Source organism: Nocardia asteroides (assembly GCF_900637185.1).
Classification (GTDB): Bacteria; Actinomycetota; Actinomycetes; order Mycobacteriales; family Mycobacteriaceae; genus Nocardia; species Nocardia asteroides.
In genome coordinates this window covers 5,542,052-5,565,402 of the sequence record NZ_LR134352.1, presented here as the reverse complement: position 1 = coordinate 5,565,402, position 23,351 = coordinate 5,542,052, and the positions used below count along the sequence as shown (strand labels likewise).

The 23,351-nt window shown below is 73.9% G+C and carries 1 protein-coding gene; it reads left to right on the top strand.

Translation table 11 applies throughout. The features are described 5' to 3' along the window. The first annotated feature begins 472 nt into the window (after positions 1 to 472). Complete coding sequence (locus EL493_RS25950) at positions 473 to 23,281, top strand: non-ribosomal peptide synthase/polyketide synthase (RefSeq protein WP_019048087.1); 22,809 nt, start codon at positions 473 to 475, stop codon at positions 23,279 to 23,281. Positions 23,282 to 23,351: the final 70 nt, after the last annotated feature.

Genomic DNA, 23,351 nt, shown 5'->3' with positions numbered 1-23,351 from the left:
TCACATAGTGTTGCCCGACACAGTGTGAACCTGTGCCGACAGCCGCCACACCGTCCATGACGGACGATCGGGCGAGAGCTGTCCCCTCGGCGTATGCGGTCACGTTGCTGGACCGTTCTCAGCGCCGGAATTCCCGCCTCCGGGTCGAGATTTTGACGGAATCTGGTCCGGTTTATTATCGGACCGAATACGCTTCTCCTCGTCTGCGGGCGCGGGTGTCAGGTGTCGGGGTTGACGATGGAGGTCGGGAGATAACCGAGTCATAGCTGGTTGCATGGCGGCGAGCCGGAGGTTCGCGATCGTGTCATAGCCGATCGCATTGAATGCCGGTGTGAGAGGGCGGATTTCGGGCTGGGTGCCCGGGGTTGGCCGCCCCGCGCCGATCCCGTCACCCCGGTGGGTCCGGGGAGTTTCCGAGTTGTATTGCGGCCGCGTGGCGTCACCGGCGGCCGGTAGATGGAAGGCAGTCCAGATGACCAACACCACTCCGGCGCGCGCGGGAACAGAACAGCTGGCAGCGCTGGTGGCGACGGTCGCGGCGATGGAGCCGGCCCGGATCGCGGTCGCATTCGAGGGCACCTCGGTCTCCTACGCCGACCTCGACGCCCAGCTCACCCTCATGGCCGAGCTGACCGGTGGCGCACTGGATCCCGAGACCCTGGTGCAGGTCGTCCTCGCCGAACAGTTCCCCGGCGTGGTCGATGCCGCCGAGGGCACCTTCGGGCTGCTGCTGGCGGCGCTGGCCGGTGACGCCATGGCCGCGCTGGGAGTGGAAGCGCCGAAGCCGGGGCAGGCACCGACCCTGGTCGACCGCTTCACCGAGCAGCTGGCCCGTACCCCCGACCAGGTCGCGGTGCGGTTCGGCGCCGAGACGCTGACCTACGCCGAGTTCGATGCCAGGGTGCGGGTGCTGGCCGCGCGGCTGGTCGCGCTCGGGGTCGGACCGGAGGCGCTGGTGGGGCTGGCGATGCGGCGCAGCCTGGAGCTGATCGTCGCCGTGCACGCGATCGTGCGCGCCGGTGGCGCGTACGTACCGCTGGACCCGGATCATCCCGTGGAGCGGCTGCACTATGTGCTCGAGGTGGCCCAGCCGGTCGTGGTGGTGACCCGCGCCGCCGACGAGCCGGACCTGAACGGCGCCCCGGTCCTGCGCACCGACGACATCGACTGGACCGTGCCGGCCGCCGAGGTTGTCGGCGGGGCGCGGGCGGGCAACACCGCCTATGTCATCTTCACCTCGGGTTCCACCGGCAGGCCCAAGGGCGTGGCGGTCACTCACGGCGCCATCGTGGCGAACCTGGACTGGCGGCAGCGTCGCTACCCGCTGACCGCGGCCGACGTGGTGCTGCAGAAGACGCCCTACACCTTCGACGTCTCGGTGTGGGAGCTGTTCTGGCCCTTGCAGACCGGGGCCCGGCTGATAGTCGCCGAACCGGGTCGCCACGGTGATCCCGGCTACCTGGCCGGGGTCATCGCCGAGCATCAGGTGAGCGTCACCCACTTCGTGCCCTCGATGCTGGCCGCTTTCGCCGGTGAGCTGTCGGAGACCACCGCGCCGGTGGACCTGTCGTCGCTGCGGATGGTGTTCGCCTCCGGGGAGGCACTGCCCGCCGCCACCGCCACGCGCCTGCGCAAGCTGTCGGCGACCGCGCTGCACAACCTCTACGGCCCCACCGAGGCGGCCGTCGACGTCACCGCCCACGAGGTGACGGTCGCCGACGAGGTGTCGGTGCCGATCGGCGGTCCCGCCGACGACACGGGTCTGCTCGTGCTCGACGAGAACCTCGACCCGGTGCCCGCCGGGGTGGTGGGGGAGCTGTACCTGTCGGGTGTGCAGCTGGCCCGCGGCTATGTGGCCAGGCCCGGACTGACCGCCGACCGTTTCGTCGCCGATCCGTACGGGGCGCCCGGTGAGCGGATGTACCGCACCGGTGACCTGGTGCGGCAGCTGCCCGGCGGGGACGAGCTGGAGTACCTGGGCCGCACCGATTTCCAGGTGAAGCTGCGGGGACTGCGGATCGAGCTCGGCGAGATCGAAGCCGTGCTCGCCGCGCATCCGCGGGTCGGCAACGCGGCGGTGGTGCTGCATCGTCATGCCGCCGGTGAGGCGCTGGTCGGCTATGTGGTGAGCGTCGACGGCGAACCGCTCGACGAGGGCGAACTCGTCGCGCACGCGAAGGCGTCGATGCCGGAGTACATGGTGCCGTCGCTGCTGGTGCAGCTGCCCGCCATGCCGATCAACGCCAGCGGCAAGCTGGACCGGAAAGCACTGCCGGAACCGGACTTCCGGGTCGCCGCGGCCGAGTTCCGCGCCCCGGAGACCGTGACCGAGCAGGCCGTGGCCGAGCTGTTCGCCGACCTGCTCGGGGTGGCGCAGGTCGGCCTGGACGACGACTTCTTCCGCCTCGGCGGCAACTCGCTGATCGCCACCCGCGCCATCGCCCGCCTGCACGCCGCGTTCGGGGTGCGGGTGGACGTCCGGGACTTCTTCGACAATCCGACCGTCGCCGTGCTGGCCGCGCTCGTCGAGGGCGGGGCCGCCGACGACCGGCCCGCCCTGGTCGCGGGCCCGCGACCCGAGGTGCTGCCGCTCTCGCCCGCCCAGCAGCGCATGTGGTTCCTCAACCGCTTCGACCCGGAGACCGGCGCCTACAACATCCCGATCGCGGTCCGCCTCTCCGGCGCCCTCGACCTGGCCGCCCTGCGCGCCGCCGTCGGCGATCTGCTCGCCCGGCACGAGGTGTTGCGCACGGTGTACCCCGAGGTCGACGGCACCGGAACCCAGCGGGTGCTGGACCCCGCGACGGCCCTCGACTATCTCGCCGCCGACGAAAACCCGACCCTCCGCGCTGCCGACGCTGCTGGCGCTGCCAGCGAGTCGGTTGTGGCGTCGGGGTGGTCCGGCGTGCTGACGCCGATCGGTGTTGCGGCGCAGGATCTTCCGGAGATCCTGGCCTCGGTGATTCTGCGTGGGTTCGATGTGACGGTGGCGCCGCCGGTGCGGGCGCGGTTGTTCGAGGTCGACGGGGACCACGTGCTGGTGCTGGTGGTGCACCACATCGCCTCCGACGGTTGGTCGGCCGGTCCGCTGGTGCGCGACACCATGGCCGCCTACTACGCGCGGACCGAGGGTGCGGCGCCGGACTGGGCGCCGCTGCCGGTGCAGTACGCCGATTACACGCTGTGGCAGCGGGCGCTGCTCGGCGCCGAGGACGACACCGAATCCAGGGCAGGCCGGGAGATCGCGTTCTGGCGGGACGCGCTGGCGGGGCTGCCGGACGAGTCGAGCCTGCCGACCGATCGCCCGCGTCCCGCCGTCGCGTCGATGCGCGGGCGCCGGGTCGAGTTCGCGCTCGACGCGGAGCTGGTGACCGCGCTGGACGCCGTGGCCGCCGCGCACGGCGCGACGCTGTTCATGGTGCTGCACGCCGCGCTGTCGGTGCTGATCGCGCGGCTGTCGGGCAATGCCGACGTGGCGATCGGCACGCCGGTGGCCGGGCGTGGCGCGGCCGAACTCGACGATGTCGTCGGCATGTTCGTCAACACCGCGGTCCTGCGGGCCCAGGTGCGCGGCGGGGAGCCCTTCGCCGAGTTGCTCGGGCGCGTCCGCGCCGGTGACCTGGCCGCCTTCGACCACACCACCCTGCCGTTCGAACGCCTGGTGGAGGTGCTGGCGCCGCCGCGCTCGGCCGGTCGCCACCCGCTGTTCCAGGTGGCGCTGTCGCTGCAGAACCTGCCGCAGTCCGCCGTCGAGCTGCCCGGCCTGCGTGCCGCCGCCGTCGACCTGCCCTACGACATCGAGAAGTTCGATCTGTCGGTGACCCTGCGCGAGTCCGGCGCCACCGGTCTGTCCGGCGAATTCTCCTACGCCACCGATCTGTTCGACGAGCCGACGGTCGCGCGGATGGTGCGCCGCTTCACCGGCCTGCTCACCGCGATCGCCGCGACACCGCAGATCCCCGTGGCCGACCTCCCGCTGCTGATCGACGACGAACTCACCGACCTGACCCACCGTTCCGGCGGCGCGGCCGACCCGTTCCCGCTGCTGCCGCAGGTGCTGGCCGCCGCCGCGGCCGATCCCGGCGCGATCGCGATCCGCGACGGCGCGCGCACCCTGACCTACGGTGAACTCGACGCCGCGTCCGAGCGGCTCGCCGCCCACCTGACCGGTCTCGGCGTCGGCGCGGGCGACCTTGTCGCCGTGAGCATCCCGCGTTCGGCCGACTCCGTCACCGCCGTGTGGGGCGTGGTGAAGTCCGGCGCGGGCTTCCTGCCCGTCGACCCGACCTACCCCGCCGACCGCATCGCCCACATGCTCTCGGATTCCGGTGCGGTGGTCGGCATCACGGTCGACGCCGTGCGCACCGGCCTGCCCGCCACCGTCGAGTGGCTCGTCCTCGATGCCGTCGTCGACGCCGAGCGGACAGACCGGCTCGCCACCGAACCGGAGCTGCGTGCCACCGGCGCCGAGCAGGTAGGGAAGACCGTCGGCGGCGGCACTGCCGCGGTGTCGACCGCCGAGGCGGGTCAGCCGCCGGTCGGCTCGGGATATCGCGGGGCGCGGCGCGTAGTGGATCCGCTGGATCCCGCGTATGTCATCTACACCTCCGGCACCACCGGTCTGCCCAAGGGCGTGGTGATTCCGCACGGCGCCGTCGCGGCGTACCTGCCCGTGCAGGCGGAGCGCTATCTGGCCTCGGCCGACGCGCGGGTGCTGCATGTGGCCTCGCCGTCGTTCGACATCTCGGTGGCCGAGCTGCTGCTGACCGTCACCCGGGGCGCGACCATGGTGGTCGCGCCGACCGGTGTGTTCGGTGGGGCGGAGCTGGGTGAATTGCTGCGGGCCGAGCGGGTGACCCATGTGGTCATCACGCCGTCCGCGCTGGCCACGGTGAACCCGGACGGGCTCGACGACCTGCGGGTCGTGGTCGTCGGTGGCGAGGCGTGCCCGGCGGAGCTGGTGGCGCGGTGGACCGCCGCCATCCCCGGCCTGGTTTTCCGCAACGGCTACGGCCCCACCGAGACCACCATCGTCACCAACATCAGCGAACCCCTCACGGCGACAACGCCGATCACGCTCGGCGCGCCGGTGGAGGGCACCACCGAGCTGGTGCTCGACGAGCGGCTGCGCCCGGTCCCCGCCGGTGTCGTCGGCGAGCTGTACATCGCCGGTGCGCAGCTGGCGCGCGGCTACCACCGCAGGCCCGCGCTCACCGCGGGCCGGTTCGTGACCAACCCCTACGGTGCGCCGGGGGAGCGGATGTACCGCACCGGCGACACGGTGCGCTGGGTCCGGCGCGACGGCGCCTACGACCTGGAGTACCTGGGCCGCAACGACTTCCAGGTGAAGGTTCGTGGCTTCCGCATCGAACTCGGCGAGATCGACGCCGTGCTGGCACGGCACACCACGGTCGACTTCGCGGCCACCGTCGGCCATCGCACCGAGGCGGGTGCGACCGTGCTGGTGTCGTACGTGGTGCCCGGGACCGGTGCGACCGTCGACACCGCCGCGCTGATCGCGCATGCCGCCGAACACCTGCCCGCGCATATGGTTCCGGCCGCGATCGTCGTCCTCGACGCGGTGCCGCTGACCCCGGTCGGCAAGCTCGACCGTGCCGCGCTGCCCGCGCCGGTCTTCGAGGCCGCCGCCTACCGGGCGCCCGAGACCGCGACCGAGCGGATCGTCGCCGCCGCGTTCGCCGAGGTGCTCGGGGCTGAGCGGGTCGGTCGCGACGACGACTTCTTCGACCTCGGTGGCACCTCGCTGCTGGCGACCCGCCTGATGGCCCGCCTCGGCGCCGACCTCGACATCCGCATCCCGGTCCGGCAGCTCTTCGACACCGCCACGGTGCTCGCCCTCGCCGCCGCCGCCGACCGGCTGCGCGGCACCGGCGCCGGACCCGCGCTCCTCGCGGGCGTCCGCCCCGATCCGCTGCCGCTCTCGCCTGCCCAGCAGCGCATGTGGTTCCTCAACCGGTTCGACCCCGGCTCGGCCACCGACAACATCCCGATGGCCGTGCGGCTCACCGGCGCCCTCGACGTCGCCGCCCTGCAGGCCGCCCTCGTCGACGTGCTGGACCGGCACGAAGTCCTGCGCACCCGCTACCCGGAACGCGACGGGCACGCCGTCGCCGAGATCCTGCCCGCGACCGGCCTCGTGCCCGAGGTCCTGCCGCAGATCGTCACCCCGGCTGCCCTGACCGGCGCCGTCCGCGCCTGCGCCACCACGGGTTTCGACCTGACCGTCGATGTCCCGATCCGGGTCACGCTGCTGCGCGTCACCGACGGCGTGGTGCCTGGCGATTCGTCCGGTGCGGCATCGGCGTCGGTCGACGGTGAGGGTTCGGTCTCGGCGGAACCGGTGTCGCTCGCCGGTCCCGGTGCCGAACCGGCATCCGGCGAGGCGGAGTACGTCCTGGTGATCGTGCTGCATCACATCGCCGCCGACGGGTTCTCGTTCGGGCCGCTGATCCGCGATGTGCTCACCGCGTACGGTGCGCGGGCCGCCGGGAACGTGCCGCAGTGGGCGGCGCTGACCGTGCAGTACGCCGACTACGCGGTGTGGCAGCACACCGTGCTCGGCGACGCCGCCGATCCGGAATCGGTGGCGGCACGGCAACTCGCGTTCTGGGCGGACGCTCTCGCGGGTGTGCCCGAGCAGCTGGAACTGCCCACCGATCGGACGCGGCCCGCGATCGCCTCGCGCGGCGGTGCGCTGCACCCGATCGAGATCGACGCCGAAACCCACACCGCGCTGTCCGAATTCGCGCGGGCGCGGGGCGTCACCGTGTTCATGGCCGCGCACGCGGTGTTCGCGGTCCTGCTGGCGCGGTTGTCGGCGACCACCGACATCGCCATCGGCACCCCGGTGTCGGGGCGCGGTGACCGGGCCCTGGACGACCTGGTCGGCATGTTCGTCAACACCCTCGTCCTGCGCACCGAGGTGGCCCCCGCCGCTTCGTTCACCGAGCTGGTGGACCAGGTGCGCGCGACCGACCTGGCGGCGTTCGACCACGCCGATGTGCCGTTCGAACGGCTCGTCGAGGTGCTCGACCCGGCCCGCTCCACCGCCCGCAACCCCCTGTTCCAGGTGATGCTGTCGCTCAACGAGGACACCCCGCGCGTCCTCGCCCTGCCCGGCCTCACCGTCGCCGGCGTCGACCTGCCCACCGCCGTCGCCAAGTTCGACCTCGAACTGACTCTCACCGAGCACCGCGACGACACCGGTGCACCCGCGGGCCTGTCCGGTGCGTTCCTCTACGCCACCGACCTGTTCGACGCTGCCACCGTCGCCGGGTTCGCCACCCGGCTGCGCCGCCTGCTGGACGGTGTTCTCGCCGACCCGGCCCGTCCGGTCGGCGACATCGACCTGCTCGATCCCGCCGAATCCGTCGAGGTCATGACCTGGGACGTCACCGAGCTGGTCGTCGACCCCGCCGCCACGCTGGCCTCGCTGTTCGCCGACCAGGCGGCGGCGACGCCGGATGCCATCGCGGTGGTCGTGGACACCGATCCGCAGGACGGCAATCAGCCGGAGACCATGCCGGTGTCGTCCGCGCCGGCGCGCGACGGTGTGGCGGTCGAGCCGGGCAGTCATGACGACGGGCCGGCCGGCACCGGTCTCGGCAGCGGCCGTCCGAACCAGGTGCCCGTCCTCGCGTCGCACACCGCCGATTCGCTGACGTACGCGGAGTTCGCGAGTCGTGTCCATCGGCTGGCCCGGCACCTCGTCGGTCTGGGCGCCGGACCCGGATCGCTCGTCGCGATCGCGCTGCGACGTGGCCTCGATCAGCTCGTCGCCGTGCACGCCGTGCTCGCGGCGGGCGCCGCCTATGTGCCGGTCGACCCGGATCACCCGGCCGAGCGGACCGCGTACGTGCTGGAGCGCACGGCACCGGTCTGCGTGCTCACGGCCGCCGGTCATCGTGTGGCCATGGCGGAGCCGGTCGTCGAGATCGACGCACTCGATCTGTCGGAGCTCTCCGACCGGCCGCTCACCGACGACGAGCGCATCACCCCGCTGCGCCCGGAGCACCTGGCCTACGTGCTGTTCACCTCCGGCTCGACCGGCAGGCCCAAGGGTGTGGCGGTGCCGCACCGCGCCGTGGTCAACCAGCTGCTGTGGTTGCAGCGGGAGTACGCGCTCGTCGGCGACGATGTCGTCTTGCAGAAGACCCCGTTCACCTTCGACGCGTCGGTGTGGGAACTGCTGTGGCCGTTGCGGACCGGCGCGCGCCTGGTGCTGGCCACCGCCGACGGGCACCGCGACCCCGCCTACCTGGCCGCCGCCACCGCGCGGCACGCCGTGAGCGTCGTGCAGTACGTGCCGTCGGTGCTGGCCGCCGTGATCGCCGAGCCGGTGCGGACCGACGCGCTGCGGCTGGTCTTCGCCGGTGGCGAGGCACTCACCACCGAGCTGGCCCAGCGGGTGCGCACCGCCACCGGCGCGGCGGTGGTGAACCTGTACGGGCCCACCGAGACCGCCATCCAGGTCACCACCCACGAGGTCGGCGCCGAGACCACCGCGGCGGCCCCGATCGGCACCCCTGTCGCCAATACCCGGGTGTACGTGCTGGATTCGCGACTGCGCCCCGTGCCCGCGGGCGTACCCGGGGAGCTGTACGTGGCGGGCGTCCAGCTGGCCGACGGCTACTTCGGCCGCGCGGACCTGACCGCCGAGCGGTTCGTGGCCGACCCGTTCGGCACCGGCGGCCGCCTCTACCGCACCGGCGACCTCGTCGCCTGGCGCACCGGACCGGACGGCCGGTCCCTGCACTACCTGGGCCGCACCGACTTCCAGGTGAAGCTGCGCGGCCTGCGCATCGAGCCCGCCGAGATCGAGGCCGCTCTCGGCACGGTCCCCGGTGTCGGTCGCGTCGCGGTGCTCGTCCGTTCCGACGAGGGGCGCCCGGACCAGCTCGTCGCCTACGTCGTGCCCACTGCCCTCGCGGGTGCTGCCGCTGCCTGCGTGAGCGCGTCGGCCGCCGTCGTGCCCGAGCAGCTGTCGCCGGCCGACCTCGATGCCGCCGTCGCGGCGGTGCTGCCGTCGTACATGGTGCCGGGCGCCTACGTCTTCCTCGACGCGTTGCCGGTCAACAGCTCCGGCAAGCTCGACCGCCGTGCCCTGCCCGCGCCGGACGTGGCGGAGCGGGACTATCGCGAACCGGTGACCGCGACCGAGCGGCTCGTCGCCGCGACCTTCGCGGGCGTGGTCGGGCTCGACCGGGTGGGCGCCGACGACGACTTCTTCGCCCTCGGCGGCAATTCGCTGCTCGCCACCCAGGTGGCCGCGCGACTCGGCGCGGCACTGGACGCCACGGTGCCGGTGCGGGAACTGTTCGAGGCGAGCACCGTCACCGGGCTCGCGGTGCGCCTGGACGCCCTGCGCGGCACCGGCAGCAGGCGGGGACCGGTGGCCGGGCAACGGCCGCAGCGGATTCCGCTGTCCCCGGCCCAGCAGCGCATGTGGTTCCTGCACCGGTTCGACCCCGGCTCGGCCGCGTACCACATCCCGGTGGCGCTGCGGCTCACCGGCGAGCTCGACGTGCCCGCCCTGCGCGGCGCTCTCGGCGACCTGGTCGCCCGGCACGAGACCCTGCGCACCACCTACCCCGAATTCGACGGGCGGGCCACCCAGCTCGTCGGCGCGCCCTACGTCCCGGACCTGACCGTCGGCGACGTGGCCCCCGACCAGGTGCCCGCCGCGGTGGCCGCGGTCCTGGACGGCGGCTTCGACATCACCACCGAGGTGCCGGTGCGCGCCGCCCTGTTCCGGGTCGCCCCGGCCGAGCACGTGCTGGTGCTCGTGGTGCACCACATCGCCGCCGACGGCTGGTCGATGGGCCCGCTGACCCGCGACCTCGTCGCCGCCTACGCCGCGCGCGCCGCGGGCGGCACACCGCGGCTGCCCGCGCTGGCCGTGCACTACGCCGACTACGCCGTCTGGCAGCACGAGGGTCTCGGCAGTGCCGAGGACCCGGACGCGCCGCTGGCCCGCCAGCTCGCCTACTGGACCGACCGGCTCACCGGCCTGCCCGACGTCCTCACCCTGCCCGCGGATCGCCGCAGGCCCCTGATCGCCTCCAACCGTGGCGCGACCTTCACCACCACCCTCGACGCCGACCTGCACCGGCGGATCACCGAGCTGGCTCGCGCGCGGCGCGCCACCCCGTTCATGGTGCTGCACGCCGGGCTCGCGGTGCTGCTGGCCCGGCTGTCGGCGGGCAGCGACATCGTCGTCGGCACCCCGGTCGCCGGGCGCGGTCACCGCGAACTCGACGACATCGTCGGCATGTTCGTCAACACCCTGGTGCTGCGCGCCCGGGTACCCGCCGCCGCCCGCTTCACCGACCTGCTCGACGACATCCGCACGGGCGACCTCGACGCCTTCGACCACGCCGACGTGCCCTTCGAGAGCCTCGTCGACGCGCTGAACCCCGCGCGTTCCCAGGGCTATGCGCCGCTGTACCAGGTGTCGCTGGCCCTGCAGAACCAGCGCCCCACCGCGTTCGAACTGCCCGGCCTGACCCTGGCGGGCCTGACCCTGCCGGACGCGCCGATCGAGGTGGACCTGGACTTCACCTTCGTCGACCACTACGCCGCCGACGGCACCGCCGCGGGCCTCGACCTCGAACTGCGTTACGCCACCGATCTTTTCGATGCAGGCACTATCGCCGACCTGGTCGGCATGCTCGAGCGGGTGCTGCGCGCCGCCGTCGCCGACCCCGGCACCGCCGTCGGCGACCTGCCGCTGCTCGACGCCACCGCCCGCGCGGCCGCACTCGGCCCGCACGGCGACGCGGTACCGCTCGCGCCCCCGCTGGCCGAACTGGGCATCCGTGCCCCGCTGGCCGCACACCTGCTCGACGCGGCGGCCGCCCGCGACGCCAGGGCCGTGGCCGCCGTCTTCGAGGGCGAGCAGATCACCTACGGCGCCCTCGCCGCGCGCGCCAACCGCTTCGCGCGCAGGCTGATCGACTGCGGCGTCGGCCCGGAGACCCCCGTGGCCGTCGCCGTGCCGCGCGGCATCGACCTGCTGGTCGTGCTGCACGCCGTGCTCGCCGCCGGTGGCGTGTACGTGCCGATCGACCCGGCCCAGCCCGCCGACCGGATCGGGCACGTGCTCGAGACCGCGGCGCCGCGACTGGTCGTCGTGGCGGGGGCGGGCGATCTCGACCACGTCGAGCGCGGCATCCGATCCGCCACGGCCTCGGTGCATTTCGCGGCCGCGTCCCGCTCCGGTGTGCCGGTGCTGACGGTCGCCCAGCTCGAGGATCCGGCCCAGCCGCCGGTCTCCGGCGGACCCGTCGGCGACGCCGAACGTCTCGCACCGCTGCACCCCGACCACCCGGCCTACGCGCTGTTCACCTCCGGCTCCACCGGCCTGCCCAAGGGCGTGCTGGTCTCGCACCGCGCCGTGGTCAACGAACTGGCCTGGCTGCGTGGCGAATACGCGTTGACCGCCGCCGACCGGCTGCTGCAGCGCGCGCCCACCACGTTCGACGTGTCGCTGTGGGAACTGCTGTGCCCGGCCCTGCTCGGCGCCACCCTGGTGCTGCTGCGGCCCGGCGGCCACCTCGACCTGGCCTACCAGGCGCGGGTGGTGCGCGAACAGCGCGTCACTGTTGTCGAACTCGTGCCGTCGGTGCTGGCGGCGATGCTCGCCGAGGGCCTGGCCGAGGATCTGAGCGGGCTGCGGATGCTGCACGTGGGCGGCGAGGAGATGCCCGCCGCGCTGGCCGCGACCGTGCTGGCCACCGTGCCCGCCGAACTGCACAACACCTACGGACCCACCGAGGTGGCGATCACCAGCACCTTCCAGCAGATCACCGCGCCGGTCGAGCAGACCGAACTGCCGATCGGCAGGCCCACCTGGAACGTGCGCGCCTACGTCCTCGACGAGCGGCTGCACCCGGTGCCCACCGGGGTCGCGGGTGAGCTGTACCTGGCGGGCGATCAGCTGGCTCGCGGCTATCTCGGCAGGCCCGACCTGACCGCCGACCGGTTCGTCGCCGACCCCTTCGCGGACGACGACGGCGGCGCCCGGATGTACCGCACCGGCGACCTGGTGCGGCGCGACCGCACCGGCGCCCTGGTGTACCTGGGCCGCAACGACTTCCAGGTGAAGATCCGCGGTCTGCGGATCGAGCTGGGCGAGATCGAGGCCGCGCTCGGCGACGCGCTCGGCGTCACCCACGCCACCGTCGTGCCCGCGACCGACGACGCCGGACGGCAGTGCCTGGTCGGCTACGTCGCCGGTGCCGTCGACGCCACCGCCGTGCGCACGCACGTCGCGAGCCGGGTGCCCGCGTACATGGTGCCCACCCACCTGGTGGTGCTCGACACCGTCCCACTGAACTCCGCGGGCAAACTCGACCGTGCCGCGCTGCCCCCCGCCGACCTGTCCGCGGGCACCGTGTACGTGGCGCCGCGACCGGGCGCGCAGACCGCGCTGGCCACCGTGGTGGGCGAGCTGCTCGGGGTTACCCGCGTGGGCGCCGACGACGACTTCTTCGCCGTCGGCGGCAACTCGCTGCTCGCCATGCGGCTGGTCGCCCGCGCCAACGCGGTGCTGGGCAGCGCCCTGGACGTGCGCGACGTGTTCGACGCGCCCACCGTCGCCGGGCTGGCCGCTCGCGCCGCCGCCCGCGGCGAGACGCTGCCGTCGCTGACCGTCGTCGACCCGCGCCCGGCCCGGATCCCGTTGTCGCTGGCCCAGACCCGGCTCTGGCTGCTGAACCGGATCGAGCCGGACTCGGCCGTCTACACGCTGCCGATCGCGCTGCGCCTGTCCGGCGACCTCGACACCGCCGCGCTGTGGGCGGCCCTGGCCGATGTGCTGGCCCGGCACGAATCGCTGCGCACCGTCTTCCCGGAGGATGCCGAGGGCCCGGTCCAGGTCGTCCTCCCGGTCGCCCAGGTCCTGCCCGCCGCCGTGGTTCGTGAAGTCGCCGAGGACGACCTGGCCGACGCGGTCCGCGCGATCGCCGCCGCCGGCTACGACCTCACCACCCAGCCGCCCCTGCGCGCCGCGCTGTTCCGCCGCATCGGCGCCGTCGCCGAGCACGGATCGCCGCGCGCCGCCCTCGGCGACGGGGCAGCGCCGGAGGCGGAGCATGTGCTGGTGCTCGCCGTGCACCACATCGCCGCCGACGGCGTCTCGACCGTGCCGCTGGCGCGCGATCTGATCACCGCCTACGCCGCCCGCAGCGCGGGTACCGCGCCGGTGTGGACGCCGCTGCCGGTGCAGTACCCCGATTTCACGCTGTGGCAGCACGCCGTGCTCGGCGATGCCGCCGACCCGACCTCGCGGCTGGCCCGTCAGCTCGCCCACTGGCGGACCGAATTGGCCGGTGTCACACCGGTGCTGGAGCTGGCGACCGACCGTCCCAGGCCCGCTGTGCGGACCGGAGCCGGTGCGTCCGTCGGGTTCGAGATCCCCGCCGACCTGGTCGCCGGGATCGAGGAGCTGGCCCGCCGCCACGGCGTCTCCACCTTCATGGTCGCGCACGCGGCGTTCGCGGTGCTGCTCGCCCGCCACGGCGCGGGCGAGGACATCGTGCTCGGCACACCGGTCGCGGGCCGGGCCGACGCCGCGCTCGACGATCTCGTCGGCATGTTCGTCAACACGCTGGTGCTGCGCACCGCGGTCGACGGCGGCGCCGGATTCGCCGAACTGCTGGGTCAGGTGCGCGCGGCCGACCTGCGCGCCTTCGCTCACGCCGACCTGCCGTTCGAGCGGCTGGTGGAGGAACTCAACCCGGTGCGCTCGACGGCGTACGCGCCCATCGCGCAGGTGATGCTGGCCTTCGAACACCGCGACGACACCACCATCGAGCTGCCGGGGCTGCGCATCGCCGAGTTCGCGCTGCCCGCCGCGACCACCCAGTTCGACCTGTCGCTCGCGCTCACCGAGACCACCGGCGCCGCGGGCGAACCGGGCATGCTCGGCCGATTGCGCTATGCCACCGATCTGTTCGACGCCGACACCGTCGCCGCTCTCGGCGACCGGTTCACGCGGGTGCTCGCCGCCGTCGTCGCCGACGACACCACCCCGGTCGGCGCCATCGACCTGCTCGACGCCGCCGAGACCGCGCGGCTGGCGGCCTGGAACGACACCGCCGCGCCGTTGGACACCGACGCCACCCTGGTCTCGCTGTTCACCGCGCAGGCCGCGCGCACGCCCGACGCCGTCGCCCTCGAGTTCGAGGGCGAGCGGATCACCTACGGCGAGTTCGCCGTTCGCGTCGCCCGCCTGGCGCGCAAGCTGATCGCCGACGGCGTCGGCACCGGCGCGATCGTCGGTGTCGGACTGCGCCGCGGTCTCGACCTGCTCGTCGCGATCTACGCGGTACAGGCCGCGGGCGCGGCCTACCTGCCGCTGGACCCCGACCATCCGGCCGACCGGATCGCCGACGTGCTCGCCACCGCGGCACCGGTCTGCGTGCTGGCCGCCGCCGGTTTCCCGGCGACCGGCGTCCGCGTGGTCGACCCCGCCGCACTGGACCTGTCCGGCCTCCCCGGCGACCCGGTCACCGACCGCGACCGCACCCGGCCGCTGCGCAGCGCCGACCTGGCCTACGTGCTGTTCACCTCCGGCTCCACCGGCAAACCCAAGGGCGTCGCGGTGAGCCACACCGCCATCGTCAACCGGCTGACCTGGATGCAGGACACCTACCGGCTCGACCCGGCCGACACGGTCCTGCAGAAGACGCCGACCACCTTCGACGTCTCGGTGTGGGAACTGTTCTGGCCGTTGCAGATCGGCGCCACCCTGGTCGTGGCCCGCCCCGACGGGCACCGCGACCCGGTCTACCTGGCCGAGGTGATCACCCGCACCGGTGTGGGCGTCGCGCACTTCGTGCCGTCGATGCTGGCCGCCTTCCTCGCCGAACCGCGCGCCGCCGAATGCGTCTCGCTGCGTCAGGTGTTCGCCTCCGGGGAGGCGCTGCCCGCCGCCGACGCGCAGCGCCTGCGCGCGCTGATTCCGGGCGTGGCCGTGCACAACCTGTACGGCCCCACCGAGGCCGCGGTCGACGTCACCTTCCACGAGGTCACCGACGCCGACACCGTCACCGTGCCGATCGGCGCGCCCGTCGCCAACACCGCGCTGCACGTGCTCGACGCGCGCTTGCGGCCCGTGCCGGTCGGTGTGCCCGGCGAGCTGTACCTGGCCGGTGTCCAGCTGGCCCGCGGCTACCTGGCGCGCCCCGATCTGTCGGCCGACCGCTTCGTCGCCGATCCGTATGGCGCTCCCGGCGAGCGCATGTACCGCACCGGCGACCTCGTGGTCCGCACCCGCACCGGTGAACTGGACTACCTGGGCCGCACCGACTTCCAGGTGAAGCTGCGCGGCCTGCGCATCGAACTCGGCGAGATCGAGGCCGTGCTGTCCGGCCTGGCGGGTATCGATCGCGCGGTCGTCACCGTCCGCGACGACGGCACCGGCGACTACCTCGCCGCGTACCTCGTCCCCGCGCCCGCTGCCGCGGTCGATCTCGACGTGGCGAAGGCCGCTCTGCAGCAGGCACTTCCGGCCTACATGGTGCCCGGCGCCTTCGTCGTCCTCGACGAGCTGCCGGTCAACGCGTCGGGCAAGCTCGATCGGCGGGCGCTGCCCGCCCCGGCGCTTGTCGCGCGCGAATTCCGGGCTCCGGAGACACCGTCCGAGGAACTCGTGGCCGCGGTGGTGGCCGAGGTGCTCGGTCTGGAGCGGGTCGGCGCCGACGACGACTTCTTCGATCTCGGTGGCAACTCGCTGATCGCCACCCGCGTCGCCGCCCGCCTCGGCGCCGCGCTCGAGCGCCGGGTGCCCGTCGCGCGGATCTTCGAGACGCCCGTGGTGGCCGAGCTGGCCGCCGCGCTCGACGGACTCGGCGGCGCGGCCCGGCGCGCGCTCGTCGCGGGGGAGCGGCCCGCCGCGCTCCCGCTCTCGCCCGCGCAGCAGCGCATGTGGTTCCTCAATCGGTTCGATCCCGACTCGGCCGGCTACAACGTGCCGATCGCGGTGCGGCTGACCGGCGCGCTCGACGTCGACGCCCTCGCGGCGGCCGTCGGCGATCTGGTGCAGCGCCACGAGGTGCTGCGCACGTACTACCCCGAGACCGCCGACGGACCGGTGCAGCGCATCCTGTCCGCCGCCGAAGCCGGTGTCGCCCTGCAGGTTCGCGAGTCGGCCGCCGACGACATCGTCGCCGCGGTGACCGCGCTGGCGGCCACCACCTTCGACGTCACCGCCACGGTGCCGTGGCAGGTCGTGCTGTACCGGATCACCGCCGACGAGGCGGTGCTCGCCCTGGTGGTGCACCACATCAGCGCCGACGGTTCGTCGGTGCCGCCGCTGGTGCGCGACCTGATGACCGCCTACCTGGCCCGCCGCGACGGCGCCGCACCGGGGTGGACCCCGCTGCCGGTGCAGTACGCCGACTACGCGCTGTGGCAGCGCGCGATCCTCGGCGACGAGACCGATCCCACCTCGACGGCCGCCCGGCAGCTCGACTTCTGGCGCACCGAACTCGCCGGCGTCCCGGACGAGCTGGCCCTGCCGCTGGACCGTCCGCGCCCCGCCGTGCGCACCCTGGCCGGCGGGACCGTCCCGGTCACCCTCGACGCCGCCACCCACGCCCGCCTGAGCGAGCTGGCCCGGCAGTCCGGCGCCACCCTGTTCATGGTGGTGCACACCGCGTTCGCCGCCCTGCTCGGCCGGCTCTCCGGCAGTGCCGACATCACCGTCGGCACCCCGGTCGCGGGCCGGGGCGAAGCGGCGCTGGAAGACCTCATCGGCATGTTCGTCAACACCCTGGTGTTCCGCACCAGGCTGGCGCCGGGGGAGACGTTCGCGCAGTTGCTGACCCGCCAGCGGGCCACCGACCTCGCGGTCTACGCCCACGCCGACGTGCCGTTCGAACGGCTCGTCGAGGTGCTCGATCCGGCCCGCTCCACCGCCAGGCACCCGCTGTTCCAGGTGGGGTTCTCGTTCCAGAACTTCGAGCGCGCCGAACTGGCCCTGCCCGGTATCACCGTCGCCGGCCTGGACACCGGCAACGAGCTGTCCCAGTTCGACCTGCACCTGATCGTCAGCGACGACTACACCGCCGACGGCGCCCCCGCCGGGGTCACCGGCGTGCTCACCTACGCCCACGACGTGTTCGACACCGCCACCGCCGCGGCCGTCGCGTCCCGGCTGGAACGGCTGCTCACCGCCGTCGCCGCCGCACCGCACACGCCGCTGGACAGCGTGGACGTGCTCGCGCCCGCCGAGCGGACCCGCATCCTCACCGCGTGGAACGCCACCGCGCACGAGATCGACCGCACCGCGACCCTGCTCACCCCGTTCCGCGCGCGGGTCCTCGCCGAACCCGACGCGATCGCGCTCGTGTCCGAGGGCGTCGAACTCACCTACGGCGAGTTCGACGCGCGGGTCAATCGCCTGGCCCGGCAGCTGATCGCCGACGGCGTCGGCCCCGATGTGCTGGTCGCCGTGGCGCTGCGGCGCTCGGCCGACCTGGTCGTCGCCCTGTACGCGGTGCTCACCGCGGGCGGCGCGTACGTCCCGGTCGACCCGGATCATCCGGCCGAGCGCATCGCCCAGGTCCTCGACACCGCCCGGCCGCGCCTGATCCTCACGACGGCTGCGGACGAGTTCACCGTGGCGCCCGAGTGGGCGGCGCGGACGGTCGCGCTGGACGCGATCGACCTCACGGTCCACCCCGCGCATCCGGTGTCCGACACCGAACTGCGTGCGCCCCTGCGGGATTCGAACCTGGCCTACGTGCTGTTCACCTCCGGCTCGACCGGCAGGCCCAAGGGTGTGGCCATGAGCCACGCGGGCATCCGCAACCAGATCGCGTGGCTGCTCGCGCAGTACCGCATCGACGCCGCCGACCGGTACCTGCAGAAGTCCGCCGCCGGGTTCGACCTGTCGGTGTGGGGCTATTTCGCTCCGCTCGCCGCGGGCGCGACCCTGGTCCTCGCCTCCGCCGACGGGCACCGCGACCCGCTGTACCTGGCCGAACTGGTGGCCGCGCAGCGCGTCACGATCGCCGACTTCGTGCCGTCCATGCTGGCGATGTTCGCCGCGCACGCCGACCGTGACCAGCTGGCGAGCCTGCGCCTGGTGCTGGCCATCGGTGAAGCGCTCACCCCGGACACCGTGGCCGCGCTGCGCGCGAATTCCGCCGCAGCCGTGCACAACCTGTACGGCCCCACCGAAGCCGCGGTCTCGGTCACCGCCTGGCCCGCCGAGGGCGCCACCGGGGCGACCGTGCCGATCGGGGTGCCCGAATGGAACACCCGCGTCTACGTCCTCGACGACCGGTTGCGCCCGGTCGCGCCCGGCGTCGCCGGTGAGCTGTACCTGGCCGGTGAACAGCTGGCCCGCGGCTACCTCGGCCGCCCGGACCTGTCGGCCGACCGGTTCGTCGCCGACCCGTTCGGCGCCCCCGGCGAGCGCATGTACCGCACCGGCGATCTGGTGCGCTGGACTCGCGACGGTGTCCTGATCTATCTGGCGCGCATCGACTTCCAGGTCAAGTTCCGCGGCCAGCGCATCGAACTCGGCGACATCGAGAGCGCGCTCGGCGCGGTGCCGGGGGTCAGCCAGGCCGCCGCCGTCGTGTCGGCGAGCCCGACCGGTGACCGGCTCGTCGGCTACGCCGTCCCGGTGCCCGGGGTGGCACTCGATCCGGCCGAGCTGCGGTCGGCACTGGGTACGGTGCTGCCGTCGTACATGGTGCCGTCGGTCGTCGTGGTGCTGGAAGCCTTCCCGCTCAACACCTCCGGCAAGCTCGACCGCGCCGCGCTGCCCACCCCGGAATTCGTGGCCAGGCCGTTCCGCGCCCCCGTCACCCCGGTGCAGCGGGCCGTCGCCGAGGTCTTCGGCGAGGTGCTCGGCCGCGACCAGGTCGGTCTCGACGACGACTTCTTCGAACTCGGCGGCAACTCGCTGGTCGCCACCCGGGTCGCCGCCCGCCTCGGCGCGGCACTGTCGGCCCGGGTGCCGGTGCGCACCCTGTTCGAGGCCACCACCGTCGCCGATCTCGCCGCCGCGCTGGCCGCGAGCGCGGGCAGCGGCGCCGGCCTCGCGCTGACGGCGGGCCCACGGCCGCAGCGGATTCCGCTGTCGGCGGCCCAACAGCGCATGTGGCTGCTCAACCGGCTCGACCCCACCTCGGCCGCCTACAACATCCCCGTCGCGGTGCGGCTGCGTGGCGACATCGACGCCACGGCGCTGGCCGCCGCCGTGGCCGACGTGCTCGACCGGCACGAGGTGCTGCGCACCGCCTACCCGGCGACCGACGGCATCGGCAGGCAGGCGGTGTGGCAGTTCGTGCCCACCCCGGTCGTGGAGACCGTCGACCCGATCGCGGTGCCCGCCATGGTGGCCGCCGAGATCGGCCGCGGTTTCGATGTCACCGTGGCGCCGCCGGTGCGGGTGCGGATCCTGCGGTCCGCGCCCGACGAGGTGGTGCTGGTGCTGGTGATCCACCACATCGCCGCCGACGGCTTCTCCGCCGGTCCGCTGCTGCGCGACACCACCACCGCCTACCTGGCGCGTCGCGCGGGCGCCGAACCCGGCTGGGCGCCACCGGCGATCCAGTACGCCGACTACACGCTGTGGCAGCGCGCCGTCCTCGGCGAGGAGTCCGACCCCGCCTCGCTCGCGGCCCGCCAGGTGCGGTTCTGGCGTACCGAACTGGCCGGGCTGTCCGGCCCGCTGGAGCTGCCCAGCGACCGGCCCCGGCCCGCGATCGCCTCCCAGCGCGGCGCGAGCGTGGACCGCGGTATCGCGCCGGAACTCTGGCAGCGGGTCGGGCAGCTGGCCCGGCGCGCCGACGCCAGCCCGTTCATGGTCGCGCACGCGGCGCTGGCCGCGCTGCTGTCCCGGCTCGCCGGCACCCGCGACGTCGCGGTCGGCACGCCCGTGGCCGGTCGCGGCGAGGCCGCCCTCGACGAGCTCGTCGGCATGTTCGTCAACACCCTGGTGCTGCGGACCGCCGTCGACCCGGCGGCCTCCTTCACCGACCTGCTCGCCCTGGCCCGCCGCGTCGACCTCGACGCGTTCGAGCACGCCGACGTGCCCTTCGAGCGGCTCGTCGACGTCCTGGACCCGGTTCGCTCCACCGCGCACAGCCCGCTGTTCCAGGTGATGCTCGCCTTCCAGAACCTGGACGCCCCGGCCGAGGTCAGCCTGCCCGGCCTCACCGTGACCGGACTCGACATCGACACCGCGGTCGCCAAGTTCGACCTGGACCTGGTGCTGGCCGACACCGCCGACGGCGGCTGCGCGCTGAGCCTCACCTACGCCACCGACCTGTTCGACGCCGCCACCGCGGCCCGGATCGCCGACGGCTACGTGCGGCTCCTCGACGCCGTCACCACCGACCCCGGCCGCGCCGTGGGCGACGTCGACCTGCGCACCGACGCCGACCGGCGCCTGCTCGACACCTGGTGCGCCACCGCGCATCCGGTGCCCGGTGAGGTGCTGCCCACCGCGTTCGACCGGCAGGCCGCCGCCACCCCGGCGGCGATCGCGCTCACCGACGGCGACGTCGCGCTCACCTACGCCGAGTTCGCGGCCAGGGTGCACCGGCTCGCCCGCCACCTGGTCGCCCAGGGTGTCGGCCCGGACACCGCCGTGGCCGTCGCCGCGCGCCGCTCGCCCGATTTGCTGGTCGCGGTGCACGCCGTGCTCGCCGCGGGTGGCAGCTACGTGCCGATCGACCCGGACCACCCGGCCGAGCGGATCACCCGGATCCTGCGGGTCGCGCAGCCGGTGTGCGTGCTCACCACCGCGAGCGCCCTCGCCGACCTGCCCACCGCCGTCACCGGTTCCGCGGTGACCGGCGTCGACGTCGTCGTCCTGGACACCGTCGACCTCACGGGCTACCCGGCCGGGCCGCTCACCGACGCCGAACGGGTGCAGCCGCTGCTGCCCGAGCACACCGCCTACGTGATCTTCACCTCCGGTTCGACCGGCCTGCCCAAGGGCGTCGGCGTGCCGCATCGCGCCGTGGTCAACCAGCTCGACTGGATGGCAGCCGCATTCGCGTTCGGCCCCGGCGACACGGTGCTGCACAAGACCCCGATCACCTTCGACGCCTCGATCTGGGAACTGCTCCTGCCCTCCCGCGTCGGCGCCCGCACGGTGCTCGCCCGCCCGGGCGGCCACGGCGACCCCGCCTACCTGGCCGCTCTCATCGCCGACCACGGCATCGACACCGTCCAGTTCGCGCCGACCCTGCTCGCGGCCTACCTGGCCGAGCCCGCGGCCTACCCGGCCGGGCCCGCATCGCAGCTGGGCGAGTCTGCGGCCTTGCCGGCCGTGCGCGCAGCCCTTCTGGGCGAGCCCGTCACTTACTCGGCCGAACCTACGGTGCACCCCGCCGAGCTCGCGGCGCCTCGTGCACCGCAGCGCAATGGTGTTGCGCACCGGGCACTTCCACCGAGCGACGACGCGGCCGATGGTGACGGGACCATGCGGCCGGTCAACGGTCTGCGCAGGGTGTTCGCCGGTGGTGAGGCGCTGCCCGCCGCCCTGGCGCAGCGGGCCCGCGAGGTGACCGGCGCGCAGGTGATCAACCTGTACGGCCCGACCGAGACCGCGGTGCAGGTGAGCACCCACGTGGTGACCGACGCCGACACCGTGACCGTGCCGGTCGGCGCACCGGTGTGGAACACCGGGCTCCACGTGCTCGACGCGAGGTTGCGGCCGGTGCCGCCCGGGGTGACCGGCGAACTGTACGTCGGCGGAGCGCAACTCGCGCACGGCTACGTCGGCGCCGCCGGGCTGACCGCCGAACGATTCGTCCCCGACCCGTTCGCCGGGTCCGGCGCCCGGATGTACCGGACCGGCGACCTGGTCCGGTTGCGCGCCGGCGAGAACGGTTCGGCCGCACTCGAATACGTGGGCCGCGGCGACCTGCAGGTCAAGCTCAACGGCCAGCGCGTCGAACTGGGCGAGGTGGAGGCCGCGCTGCTGCGGCAGCCCGGCGTCGCCCAGGCCGCGGCCGCCGTGGTGAGCGGCGCGGGCGCGGACCGGCTCGTCGGCTACGTCGTGGCGGGCGCGCGGGACTCGCTCGATCCCGCGACCGTGCGGGCCGGGCTGGCCGTCGAGCTGCCCACCTATCTGGTGCCCGCCGTGGTCCTCGTGCTCGACGCCTTCCCGGTGAACACCTCCGGCAAGCTCGACCGCGCCGCCCTGCCGCGCCCGCAGCTGCGCCAGGCCGCCTATCGCGGCCCGGTCACCGAGACCGAACGGGTGGTGGCCGCCGAATTCGCCCGGGTCCTGGAGCTGGACCGGATCGGCATGGACGACAACTTCTTCGACCTCGGCGGCAACTCGCTGACCGCGGTCCAGCTGTCGTCCCGGCTCAGCGAGGCGCTGGACGTGGCCGTGCCGGTGGCCTGGTTCTTCACCGACCCGACCCCGGCCGTGGTGGTGGAACGGCTGCGCGCACAGGACGATTCGGCCGACGACGCGTTCGCGGTGCTGCTGCCGCTGCGTGCGGGCGGCACCGGCGCGCCGCTGTTCTGCCTGCACCCGGTCGGCGGCGTGTCCTGGTCCTTCGCCGGGCTCGCCCGCCACCTGGACCCGGACCGCCCGATCTACGGCCTGCAGTCGCCCGCGCTCACGGCGGACGAACCACTGCCCACCACCATCGAGGCGTGGGCCCAGCGCTACGTCGAGGCCATCCGCGCGGTGCAGCCCGACGGGCCGTACCACCTGCTCGGCTGGTCGCTGGGCGGGCTGCTCGCGCACGCCGTCGCCACCCGGCTGCAAGCCGAGGGCGCCGAGGTGGCCTCGCTGGCCATGATGGACAGCTGGCTCGGCGACGGGCCGGACCAGACGCCGCTGCCGACCGTCGGCGACCTGCTCGGCGGCCTCGCGGGGGACGCGCTCGACGTCACCTTCGACGCCGACGGCCTCGCCGCCGCCGCGGCCGGTCTCGGCGGACCCCTGGCCGCCCTGGACCGCACCCGCGTCGCCCGCATCGTCGACGCCGCCACGGCATCGATGACGATGGTCGACGCCTATCGCCCCGACCGGTTCGACGGCGACCTGGTGTACTTCGCCGCCACCGCCGACGATCCCACCGGCGCGCGCGGCGCGGCGAGCTGGGCCACCGCGATCGGCGGCGAGGTGCACCGCCACGGCATCGACGTCACCCACTGGGCCATGGCGAGCGAGGCCGCGCTGGCCCGCATCGCCGCGGTCCTCGACGCAACGGGCGGTGGTGAGCCGGCGAGGCCCGATGCGCGCGCGGGGGTGGCGGGCGCATAGAATCGCGGAGCCGGCCGTCGAGCCTGCTGCCTGGTCGTTCGAGGCATCCGCGCCCGCCGCCCGCACCTGT